This is a genomic window from Paenibacillus tyrphae, assembly GCF_027925525.1.
GTDB lineage: Bacteria > Bacillota > Bacilli > Paenibacillales > NBRC-103111 > Paenibacillus_G > Paenibacillus_G tyrfis_B.
Window position 1 is genome coordinate 257,760 of record NZ_BSDJ01000006.1, and the last position, 12,179, is coordinate 269,938.

Annotated in this window: 10 protein-coding genes; all 10 read left to right on the top strand. The window is 51.5% G+C overall.

Annotated elements, in window-relative coordinates; genetic code table 11:
- The first annotated feature begins 6 nt into the window (after nt 1-6).
- The 10 genes from QMG93_RS09895 (at nt 7) to QMG93_RS09940 (ending at nt 12,150) form a co-directional block, all read left to right on the top strand.
- Nucleotides 7-1,284: a normocyte-binding protein gene (locus QMG93_RS09895; protein ID WP_281935871.1), complete on the top strand. Its 1,278-nt coding sequence runs from the start codon at nt 7-9 to the stop codon at nt 1,282-1,284.
- Complete coding sequence (locus tag QMG93_RS09900; protein ID WP_281935873.1) at nt 1,275-1,973, top strand: iron-dependent peroxidase; 699 nt, start codon at nt 1,275-1,277, stop codon at nt 1,971-1,973. The genes QMG93_RS09895 and QMG93_RS09900 overlap by 10 nt, the downstream gene beginning before the upstream one ends.
- Nucleotides 1,974-2,105: 132 nt before the next feature.
- Complete coding sequence (locus tag QMG93_RS09905; protein WP_281935875.1) at nt 2,106-4,754, top strand: molecular chaperone; 2,649 nt, start codon at nt 2,106-2,108, stop codon at nt 4,752-4,754.
- A 10-nt stretch (nt 4,755-4,764) separates the two neighbouring features.
- The gene (locus tag QMG93_RS09910) at nt 4,765-5,538 is read left to right on the top strand and encodes a DNA and RNA helicase (RefSeq protein WP_281935877.1); all 774 of its coding nucleotides are present in this window, start codon (nt 4,765-4,767) and stop codon (nt 5,536-5,538) included.
- Between the two features lie 58 nt (nt 5,539-5,596).
- On the top strand, nt 5,597-6,619 hold the full coding sequence (locus QMG93_RS09915) for a YiiG family protein (protein WP_281935878.1): 1,023 nt from the start codon (nt 5,597-5,599) through the stop codon (nt 6,617-6,619).
- Between the two features lie 188 nt (nt 6,620-6,807).
- Complete coding sequence (locus QMG93_RS09920) at nt 6,808-7,437, top strand: hypothetical protein (protein WP_281935880.1); 630 nt, start codon at nt 6,808-6,810, stop codon at nt 7,435-7,437.
- Between the two features lie 266 nt (nt 7,438-7,703).
- On the top strand, nt 7,704-8,294 hold the full coding sequence (locus QMG93_RS09925; RefSeq protein ID WP_281935882.1) for a hypothetical protein: 591 nt from the start codon (nt 7,704-7,706) through the stop codon (nt 8,292-8,294).
- A 39-nt stretch (nt 8,295-8,333) separates the two neighbouring features.
- Nucleotides 8,334-8,861 carry a hypothetical protein gene (locus QMG93_RS09930; RefSeq protein WP_281935884.1) on the top strand — a complete coding sequence of 176 codons (528 nt, stop codon included), beginning with the start codon at nt 8,334-8,336 and terminating at the stop codon, nt 8,859-8,861.
- Nucleotides 8,862-8,863: 2 nt separating this feature from the next.
- Complete coding sequence (locus QMG93_RS09935) at nt 8,864-9,238, top strand: DUF4280 domain-containing protein (RefSeq protein WP_108531007.1); 375 nt, start codon at nt 8,864-8,866, stop codon at nt 9,236-9,238.
- 38 nt (nt 9,239-9,276) lie between these two features.
- Nucleotides 9,277-12,150 (top strand): contractile injection system protein, VgrG/Pvc8 family, encoded by a 2,874-nt coding sequence (locus QMG93_RS09940; protein WP_281935941.1) that lies wholly within the window; start codon nt 9,277-9,279, stop codon nt 12,148-12,150.
- The last annotated feature ends 29 nt before the right edge of the window (nt 12,151-12,179 follow it).

Here is a 12,179-nt window from a genome sequence, read left to right on the forward strand (position 1 = left end):
GTTCCCATGAAAGACATCTTGCTGGACAGGCTGAGCCGAATGGAGGATCTCGAACAGCGTAAGCTTTTGAAGCAGATTGTGACGGGCGTCTTTTTGAACCTGGTGGAGTATCAGGAGGACTTGAACCGCAAGCTGGAGGAGCGCGTGTTTAACGAGGTGGAGGACCAGGAGGATCGGGACGACATCTATGTAACCTTATGTGCCCGGGAAGAGATCGATCCGATTCACGAGTTTCTGTACCCGATGCTCGCCGCCGACACCGAGCCGAAAACGTGCGACCTGCGAAGCGTGACGGAACAAATGCAGCGCGGGGAAGAGGCGCTGCTGATGACGTTGTTTTTACAATGCGATTACTCCAAGTTGAAGGAGCTGCTTCGTGGCAAGCGCACGTTCCGGGGAGAAATCGTTACTACCGGAGGCACCCGGGCTATTCAGGTGCGTCTGCGGCAAAACTTGACGTATATTAGCGAGCTGGAAAAGCTCTATTTTATTTTCCAAAAAAACAATGTGCCGTGGAAAACGGTGAATCATCCGTACGCGGGTAAGTTTTTCGACGTGCTGTGGACCGGCGGGGAGCAGCCTTCGGGTCCGGAGGAAGAGCTGCTAGAGATCCGAATCTACCTTGAGGAGTTCGAAGCGTACAAAAAGCTGGACATGGTGCCGATGTGGAACATCGAGCGCTTGGAGCTCAAAAACGTAGGCTTTCCGGTGCCCGCTGCCGACCGGATTAATTTCGAGCATGTGCTTTCCTTGCGCAAAACGGGGACGCAGCACGGCTATTTGGTCGACGGGGACGAGGCGCTGATCCGGTATATCAAGAGGATGCCGGAGGAGCTGACCATCGTGTCCCCGCAGGACAAATCCGGGAACTGGAACGTGCTGAAAATTACGCAGCCGACACCGACGAAGCTTGGCCGGCTGGCTTACGAGCTCGTTTCGAACAAGCGGAAAAGCAGCTTCACCGGCCGCTTCTCCCGCAAGCATCCGGTCGTCGTCCGGGCGAAGGGCGAGATCGCGCGGATCGCGGGTTCTTTTGAGGCTTCAGACGATCTTGAGCTGGTGCAGGTCGAGATTATGGACGAGGCGGACGGAAAGGAAGTCACTTACGGGATGAACCCGTTCATCAGCGACAACGTGAGGGTGGAGAACGACAAAAAACGAATGCGGCTCCGCTTTAGAGCCCGCAGGAGCGGGAGCTTTATTTTGCAGGATTTGATGAGCTTCGTCGTTTCGGAGATCCAAATGTATTTTCCAGAATACGTCTGCGAAGGGGAATGGGCTTGAATTACGTATGGGATCTGGTCATTCGGGCTGCGGACGCGGGCACGCCGAAGGATGACCTTTATTTTGCCCCCGCCAAAGTATACTCGCCTTATATGGAGCTGAGCACCGAAACGCTGAATGCCCGCACCGTCGAAGAGCGTACGGTCGAAGTGAATCCGTATTACCGGTTTTACGATATTTTCCGCGATCTGTTCGATATTAACAATCATGAGGATTCGGAATTCCGGCGCACACTGTTCGATCTTGCGATGCATTTCTTGACCGATATCGACCTCATGCAGGGCATGAACAAGCGGGAATTTTATATCCGGTTCGTGCTCCGGGATATGGAAGCGGGGCTGTTCGGCGACGGCGTCCGGGACCGGCTGAAGCTGCTGAACCGGGAGGAGCGGGAAGTCGTGGCCTGCAATCTGCTGCGGCTGTACGAGACGGGGGAAGCGGTGTATCTGCTGAAGGATACGATGCGCAAATTGTTCAAGCACTCGACGATTTACGCGAACTGCGAGGAAAAGGACGAACTGTTGTTCTATGTGGGACAGCGGGAGAATGAGATCACACGGGCGAAGCTGGAACTGATCAAGGACCTGTTTCTGCCCGTGCGTTTTCATACGGAGACGTATTGGGATAATCATTTCGGCATTGTGGACGTTGAGGACACGATGCGCGTGGATCATATCGCGATGTATTAATTTTATAAGTTCGGTGAATACGAGCGGAGTGAGCGGAATCGTTCTGGAGAAGCGTCAGCGTTCGCCTTTGTCCCCGGATTCTCCCCGCTAAATGATTCACCGGACTTGGTCCTCTACGAAAGGAGCGGAGACATGAGAACGTATAAGCTGCACTCGCCGAAGAACGGCGGCACGGAAGAGACGAGCAAGGTCAAGTACACGAGGGATGAGCTGTCGGAGATGACGACGCTGCAATTGCGGAGCATCTGCCATAAGGAAAAGCTGGTCGAAGGGCTCTCGGGACCGCTCGACCGCGAAGCGCTCATCCGCACGATTCTGAAATACCGCAGCGCGGAGCAAAGCTTGCTGATCCAGAGCTACGACGAGCACGGATGGGAGCGCGTGGAGGCGGCGATCGCTCGGTATTTGAATACGCCACTGCCGGATGACGGCAGCATTCAAATTCCGGCGAAGGTGACGCTGTACGACGGACTAAAGGTAGATAAACTCGACCAATACCGGGTCAAAGCTCCGGGCACCGTCACCGAATCGAACGTGCTGCTCGTCAACGATCATATGGAGCTGTGCGGCATTATGAATCTGGTCAAGGACGGGCCGGACCCGGGCATGTACTGCCTGACCGCTTCTAATGAAATGTCGTTTCGCCGCACCTCGAACAAAAATTACAGCTTCCTGCTCTTCCGCAAGCAGGATTCGGAATATGTATACCAGACCTACACCCGTAGCAGGCCGCTGCCGCCCACGAATTTGCACTACTGGCGAATTCCGATTCCGGAGCTGGAAATCCGGGACTTGGAAGATACCGACGCGGTGCTGGCTATCGATTTCGGAACGTCCAACACAACGGCGGGCGCCTATTTGGACAGCAGCTACATTTCCAATCCCTCTCGCCATGATTTGTTGAACGGGACGCTTCGGCTGAATAGCATCAATCTGGTGAAATTCCCGGTGGCCGGCGGCAAACGGGAGGAGTGGATCGAGCTGCTGCCGACGATTGTCGCCGTAGCAGACTGCTCGGATACGCAGCAGGTGAACTATTATTTTGGCCATGAAGCCATGAAATTCATGAAGAAGAACGGATACACGGGCCATGCTACCGTCTTTCACGGCATCAAGCGCTGGGTTAACCGGTATAAGCTTCCCGAAGAAATCGTGGACGGGCAAGGGAATACGGCGGTCGTCCGCAGAAACGATATTTTGCGTGCCTATCTGCTTCACGTAATCGAAACGGCGGAGCATCAATTCAAGTGCCGCTTCCGCAAGTTGCACATTTCCAGCCCCGTGAAGCTGAAGACGCAGTTCGCCGAAATGTTCGCGGAGCTGCTGCCGGATTACCGCATCGAATCGGACGACGCGCTGGACGAAGGGATGGCCGTGCTGTTCAATACGATTGCCGATCAGATCGAGAAAAATACGTTTGCGGACGGCGAGACCTATAACGCACTTGTCATCGACTGCGGCGGAGGAACGACAGATTTGTCTTCGTGCCGGTTTCGGATCGAGGACGGCCACATCTCCTACAAGCTGGATATTCATACGGCCTACGAGAATGGCGATACCAATTTTGGCGGCAACAACATTACATACCGGATTTTGCAGTTTATGAAAATCGTCTTTGCCGACTATTACACCAAGGGCGGCAGCGTGCCGGATATCGACAGCTTGATCGGCATTCCTGGCCCCGACCTGTTCCGGCACGTGGACGAATTCGGCGTCGAATCGGTTTACGAACGGTTTGAAGCGCGCTACCGCGAGGCGGAACATATCATTCCGACCCGGTTTAAGGATTACGAAAACCGGACGCGGGAAGAATACCTGCGAGTAAAAAGCAATTATTACTTTTTGTGGGAAATCGCCGACAGCATGAAGAAAGAATTTTTCCGCAAGACGGGCATTCTGCGCAACCGGTTCGATTCGCAGACCGGAGACCGGCAGGAGCAGGACCTGAAAATAACGGCGGTGGACCGCTGGTGCCTATCCGCCTACGAGAACGGCCGCATGAAAGATATCTACGAATTCCCCCGCGTCGTGTTCAATATTAACGAGATCAACCAGTTGATCAAAGCGGATATTTACGACATCGTGCGCAAGTTCCTGGAAGACTTTTACCAGGACGGGCGGCTGCAGGAATATTCCATCATCAAGCTGACCGGCCAATCGTGCCGCATCGACAGCTTCCGTGAAGCGCTGAAGGAATTCGTCCCCGGACGCAGCATCGAATTCCGGCAAAAAACCGAGGAAAGCGACAGCGTTCCGGAGCTGAAGCTGGCCTGCCTGCGGGGGGCGATCCGTTATCTCAGCGCGAGGAAGGCGGGCACGATCGAGGCCTATATTACGAATCACGCGCCGGTCGTCCCTTATACAGTCAGCGCCTTCACCCACAGCCGGCAGGAAAAGCTCTTGATCAGCAGCCAGGAAAGGCTGAATCAGGTGCAGGGGTCCATTTCCCGGCCGTTCGAGGTCAAGGAGGTGGAGCTCTTCTTGAAAGGAAGCGACGGTGCCGTGCGTCACAAGTATGCGTATGCCAACGAACCGGGAAGCTTCGAGCCGATCCGCTATGAGGACATCGCCGGACGGTACGGGGCTAAGATCCCGCAGGACGACACGGACTCCATCCAGAACGGCGAGGTCAAGTTTTTCGTGTTCGCGGAGGACAACGAGTGGGGCTTCCATGTGGTGCCGGTTGCGCGGGAGGACGAGCAGCTGTACTTGGGAAGCAAGCGTTTTTTTGCATTCGAAAACGATCTGTCGGAGCTTGATTTCTTTGACGGCTGGAAATAGGAGGTAGCGGATGTTCTCCAATATATATCCGAATTTTCATAAAGGCCGGATTCTGAAGCGGGAGATGCTGGAGAGCCTGAGGGATTATCCGAGGCAGCTCGCGAACCTGTATTTTCAGCCCTATTCGGACGGTATCGTGGCGGGGACCGACGTTAGAGTGGAAGCGGAACAGCTTGTGGTCGGCTGCGGGATTGTCAAGCACGGCGGCCGGCTGTATACGCTGGAGGAGGAGCAGCAGGTGCCTTACTCTGCGACCGGCAAGGAGACCGTGCTCAAAATCCGCTTTCACGCAGCGGAGGAGCAAAGCGATTATACGGTGTACGACGCGGAGCTCGTCCTGGACGAGGAGGCCGCCGGCGGCAGCGAGCTGGAACTCGGACGGTTCAAGCTGAAGGAGGGCGCGAAGCTGCGGTCGGAGTACCAGAGCTTCGCGGACTTTGCCACCGAGTTCAATACGTGGAACATGATCCACGCCGCCTATGCGGGCGTCGGGCAGCGCAGCGTTCACCCCGCGTTGATGCGGTATTTTGCCGGCCAACTGCTCAGCCGGGGCAGCACGAACTCGTACGATATCGCTTTTGCGATGCAGTGCATGAGCCAGGAAGCCGTGGACCGCGAGCTGATCCTGCATTATATCGGGACCCGGCTTGGCATGGGCTATAAGCCGTACGACAACGGGCAAATTCACAAATATTTGGGACGTATATTGGATGACGTCCAAGGCGGAAACCGCAGAGGGCCGGATCTGAGGCCGGGCGGTCCGCGACGGATGATTGTGGAGTAGCAAGCGTAGTGGTAAGAGTACAACCAGAAATTCATACAGTGAGAGGAATTTGCGAATCATGAATAAACGTTTAACGATTCTATCGCTTAGTGTGGCGGTCTGCGTATCCCTTAGCGGCTGCGGCTCCATCGGCAAAATCGCGGAGAAGGTAAAAGAACAAACCACCCAAGCGAAGCAAGAATCGAATCAAGCGCAGGACACGGCAAAATATAATACGTATATCGCTTTAAGCAACTACTTGACCCAGAGGCTGGACAAGACGTTCGAAATGTATTTCCAAGAGTTTGGCGGGGAGGAAGAAATTCGCATCCGTAAAAACTTTACCGGCTTCAATACGATTCCGGTGCTGCAAGGGCATAAGGACGATGTGGATAAAGCGCTGGCGTTCGCCTCGAAGGAGCCTTCTTATCAGGCTGCGGACGAATCGGTTAAGGCGTTGGCTCCCAAGCTGAAGGAGCTGATGGAAACGACGGGCGAGATGCAGACGTACTATCAGAACAAAGCATATGCCGAAGACGAGTTCGCCAAAGGCAAGGAGCTGCACAAGAAATTGCTTGTGCAGTTTAACGAAGTGTCGGATTTAGCCGACAAGTTTTTTGCCGATTTTGCCGTCATCACGGAGCAAAGGAAGAAAGAAGATTTGGAGGAGCTCAAGAAAAGCGATCAGTTGGTCCGCTACCATGCGATGAGCATCGTCAACCGGGCGCAAGATATCCAGAAGGCGTTTGATAAAGCCGGGGTGACCGACGACAATGTGCTGGATTTCGACGCGAACCAATACGCCGAGCTGTACAAGCTGCTGACGGAAGATATCGATAAGTTTACGGAGCTTTCGAAGGATAAGGAAAGGCTGAAAAAAGAAAAGGTGCAGATCGTTCCCGTATTTACCGACAGCATCCAGCGGGTGAAGACGTCTGCCACCGATCTGATGGAGATTTTGCGGACCAAGGATACGACGATCAGCAGCGATATGAAAGGGAAAGTGACGACAGGCGGAAAGAACATGCCGCTGAAAAACTTCGACAAGCGCGTTTCGGCTGTGGTCGATTCGTATAATACGATGATCGGGTTGAGCCGGTGATCGGAGTCACTGCAGTTCTACATAGGACAAGCCCTTAACGATTAAGGGCTTTCCGTGATTTTTCAAACCATGAGCGGAAAAATTTGACTTGTTTACGGTCTGTATCCTCGCAGAAGGAGTCTCATGCTATCTTCGTTTCCGATGTTCTATAATAACCCCGCGAAAGCTTCAAGATAGGAGGGGGCGGATTGAAGAGGTGCGGATTTGCGATCCTCCTTCTCACACTTATTCTTTCGGCGTGTAAAAGTCAGGATTTTGGCGAAAGTATACATGCAGACAACGCATCTGTCGCAGTCCATAGGGACGGACCCCAGCATAAAGGTCCTGAAAAATCCGCTATCATCAATCACCATGTTATTTCAAACGAAAAGCTGGGCGTGCGCTTCGGATTTCCCTTGGATTGGTCGGACCGGGTTTATACACGTGATACAACCGATGGCATTGATTTCATGTATAAAGCTATGGAGCCAAACGTTGAAGATACAATGCTTGCGAAGATTCTCGTGATGTCTCCCGTCCAATATGAAGTATATCAATATCACACGGGCTTTTATCGGGAATTGTCAAGAAGAGAGGGCATGGTGATTGCTCGTTCACTTCAAACAGGGCTACCTTATGACGATAGTAACCCGATTTTTAAGAAAGATTTAGATCAATACTTTAAATACTATGATTCAGTAGACGGTTATCTGAACTTTATTGAACTAACTGACGAGTATGATCAACGATTCTATAAGAGCTTAAAAGCAAGCAGCGATTCGAAAGATAAAGAACTGCAAGACGAATTTAACAAAATAATAAAAGAACGCGGTAAATGACCACAATCTCCGAAATAGCCACAGCAGAAAAATACTCGAACTTTGAAAACGGCCCCGCATTTTTCGATGTAATGTGGAATTAATATTTATCAGTGAACATCGGTGCTTTTTGTATCTGCGAGATCTTACATGAACAGCAGCTTTTTCAAATAATGAGTCAAACCAAACAGAATAAGGAATTGGGATCGTGCTAAAATGGAAGGAACATACATTCTATGTTGCGTTAAGAGGAACAAAACCAATCTTGAAGTGGAAAGGTACTTGATATGACCAGACAAGAGGCCTTGAAGCATTTTTGGGAAACCTACGTCAAGGACAAGCAGAAGGAGTACATCGAAAAAGCGGAGGAAGAATACCGTTCCCGCAAAGACGAGCTGGCGAAGGATTTTATTGAGTCTTTTCGCCGTATTTGTCTGAATATTAAAGAAATGCAGTCTGCGGGGAAAAAAGCAAAGATCGGGTATATCAATTATTCCATGAGACGCACTTATCTAATGGAAAGAAAGCACGAGCATGTTGTTGAGGCGTTCGACAAGGATTGGTATTTCGATACATATCCGTGCCGAGGAACGTACGATTCGGAATGGGTCTTTAAATATTTGGACGCGCTGGAAGACGAACTGGAGCAGCTCGGAAAAAAGTACATGGGCAAAATTATCAAGCCCGATATTGAACGAATCAAGCTAGAGGCAGCGGGGGCATTCAACCGATTGGTGGTCGATATGGCCAGCTATGCGATGCCCGGGGCAATCCGGCTGAAGGAGTATCAGGACATGGCGTGCGAGCCGGGCTTGGAAGTCCGGGTGGGGGAACACAAAGGCATCAGCGAAGTCGTATACAGCGAAGAATCTGTATAGGAGGAAAGCCTCTGTTGTTGAGGTCAGGTAAAGTTTACCATGGAATATTATATCTTAGCTCAGGATGAACGTATAACCGAGTTCGAGGAACCGGCCGGGATCGCCAAAAGCGTGGACCAGCGTTTGCTGCGGGACGAAGATGGCCGCGCCGCACTGGAGCATATGATTTTACAGTTTTATACCCAAGGGAAAGGCGAATATATCGATTTCATCGAAAGGCCCGTTCCGCTTCTATCCGACTCCTTGAAGACGATTTTTGACCGGTATCAGCCTCATATTTATTACAAGCTTGTCGTTCTTGCGGATATCAAGCAAATGAAACAGACGCTCTATTGGATAGCAGTGCCGGATACGCTTGCGTGTCTGTCGGAGGAGAGCGAATGGCATAAGAATGGTTCGCTCAAAACGCCTGTTCTTGATCGGAGGAAAGTCGGACATTACAAAATATTCAAAATCTCCGATAGCATGGCAGATTTCATCGTAGTCGATCTGGATGTGGCGGAAAGCATCCTCCGGTATAATCCGAAAGGAATCCGGTTGAAAACAATCGACATGAGGAGGTTTTAAATATGAGTTCAAGTTATGTGGTGGAAGGCGCTTCCCTTAAATGCAGCTATGGCAGCACGAATGCGAATTTTAAAACGCCGGCGGGACGAAAAATAGCGATCAGCGATCAGCTGCAGGGAAATGTGCAGGATTTCAAGCCTGAGATCAACATCCCTGCTTTTGGCTTGTGCAGCAGTCTGTCCAATCCCGAAGTCGCCTCCGCGACGGCCGCCAATCAAGGGCAGCTCAAAAAAATGCCGTGTAAACCGGTCATTACGATGCCTTGGCTGGATGGAAAAACGGATGTGCTGGTAGATCATTCCCCTGCGCTTTTGAACTGTTCTACCAATCTGTGCATGTGGTGCGGAAAAATTACAATTGTGAACGACGGCCAATAGGCTACTGAGGGGATTCGAGAGGGGGCATTCGCTTGGTCATGCAGATGAGCGCCGTGACGTACGGCGATTTGAAAATAACGGCGCCTTACGATGTCGTAGCGCTGCTGGATTTTAAGCTCGTCAAGAAGGTCGGCGGTCATGGAGAAGTGTATCTTAAAGCTGTCGTATCGGACGACCATCAAAAGAAATATCCGGATCTGGCTCAATTCAGAGAGCATATCGAAGTATTTCAGATGGACGGAGAGGAAGAAGTCCGCTGTCTGTTCAAAGGAACGGTAACCGAGCTTGAAATCAGGTTCAGCAGCGGCAACTATCATATGATCGTGAAAGGCTTGTCCCACTCCTATCAAATGGACAAGGCTATCCGAAGCCGTTCTTTTCAAAATCGCGATATGACTTACACGGAATTGATTCGCGAAGTGATCGGGGGGTATGCGCAATCGGATTTTATCGACTTGGCCGCCGGTAGCCGGACCTTGGACGAGTTTACGCTCCAGTATCGTGAAACGGATTGGCAGTTTTTGAGGAGAATGGCTTCCCGATTTTATACGGGCTTGGTGGCGGACATCACCTCGGACAAACCCAGATTCTGGTTCGGCATTTCTCGGAGGGAACTCAAAGGCACTTTAAAGGGAAGCAATTATTTAACGGGAAGACATGCCGCGGAATCGGGCAAGGCGATTGCGAACGGCGACTGGGGAGAAACGGACGAACGGGAATTCTTGTATTACGAAGTGGAATCGGATCAATACTTCGAAATCGGGGATGTCGTTCTGTTCCGAAACAAAGCTTTGGTGATCGAGCGGGCTACTGCGAGCATCAAGCGTCAAGTGTTGAAGTACGACTATGTATTAGTCCCCGAATCCGGTCTGCAGCGAAGCCATGCTTTCAACCCGCACCTATCCGGAACCTCTCTGGAAGGAAAAGTAATCGAGGTGAAGGACGAAAATGTCCGGGTGCATCTGAATATCGATCCGAAGCAGAGCCAAGATACCGCCTGTTGGTTTCCTTATCCTACCTACTATACCAGCGACAACGGAGTCGGTTGGCACTGCATGCCCGAGCTTGGCGATGTGGTTCACCTCTATTTTCCGTCCCGCGAAGAAAAAGGCGCGGTCGTCAGTCATTCCTTGAGAAAACATATCCGCGGCGGCGACAAGATCAGCGACCCTCATACGAAGCGGCTGCGTACCAGAGGAAGCAAGGAGGCGCGTTTTGCTCCGAAAGAAACGGTGATGACCTCGAAGGGGGACAACTTCTTCGTCAAGCTGAACGAAGAGACGGGCGTCGAATTGTACAGCAAAGGCAGCATGGTTTTCACAGCGGGCGAAGATCTGGTCATGCACGGCAAGCAACTTGAAATTACGGCAGCGAAAGAAATAAGCGTATCATCCAAGACAAGCCATATTCGCTTGGACGGGGAAAATCATATCAAAGGTTCGCGTGTCCTGACGGCACCGCTTCCCGACGAAGAGGTTGCGGCTTATGCATCGCTGCAGAAAGAGATGAACGGCGGCAGTAACTACCCGGGCTGGGCGCAGCCCCTGCTGCTCAAGTACAAAGCCGATTACTACCGCGCCAAGGCGGCCGGCGACGAGAAGGGCATGAAGGCAGCGGCCGCGAACGCGAAGAAGATCCGCGACAAGATCGACGAGATCCATGCGATGCCGTCATGGGCGCAGGAGCAGATGAACGAGAATACCGAGAAGTGGTATGAAGCGCATGCGGCGGGCAATAAAGCGGAGCAGGATTATTACCATGGAGCTGCTAATTCTCTCAGGGACAAGGTGCAGATGATTGCCTTGATCCGAAACAGCTCTGCGGAGTCTTACAAGGATGCGAACCGGCTGGAGGAATTGACGCGGCGATACGCTGACGCCAAAAACAAGCTGACAACGGAGGACCCGGCATCAATCTCCAAATCCGCCGACGAGATCAGGAGCAAATACGGGGTTAGCCATCGCGTGGCGCGGGAGAGCTTGAACCTGTTGGCCAAGAAATTCCCGAACGATTTTAAATATAATCTGGATGTGAAGGATGAATGGGATTCCTCGTTGAACAATGCACTGTATGATTTTTCCGTCAAGTATGGCCTCGCCGGGAAGGTTCATACGAAGGAGCTGCTGGAAGCTTATGCATATCAGGTGTCCCACGGGATTCTGCCTTGGCCGAAGCCGCAGGAGAAGAGCGGGGGCGGAAATGTGCCTGCTGCGAAGCCAAGTCCGCAAGGAGGGACCCCGCCTGCCAAGCCGGCACCGGGGAATGTAACTGATAACGGCAAATATATCGTGGCCAAAACAAAAATTGATGCCTATGTCAAGCAAAAGAATTATGGCGGAAATCAAGCAAGGGCAATGTATAGGATCAACGAGTATACGGATAATGGTGAGATCAAAAAAATGCTGGCTAAAAATAGCAGTGCGCCGCTAGTATTTTTCTTTGAAGGCGACGGTTCATACAGCCAGCCACAGGCAGTTCATCATAAAAACGGAAGATTCGGTGCCATTGTCATTGTAGTAATCCATGGTGAGATTAAATATACCAGCGTAAACGCAAGCACCTTGCCTGATGATGGGAATGATGCAGAAGTCGCAACCACTAAGGAAGGTGTGTATGAATTTATTGGCGGGTATCACGCAGGTCAATATCCAGCCTTACGTGTTCGAAATGGCGCTAAAGTGCCCGCGACCTATGGGAAAAATAAAAAAGAGGGTATGGCTACCGGGATTAACGTTCATAAGGGATACAACACCGATACTCCAGGCAAGCCAACATCCGTGGGCTGTTTAATTGTTCATAAAGACGAGTACGTTCAATTTTTAAAAGCAGTCGGGGTAGTGAAAAGCTCGCTCAATGACAAACCTAAAGATTTAGTGGGAGTAGTTATTTTAGATCGTTCAGATAGAAAATAGGGGCTTTGTGTGCGAATTTGCTTAGAGGG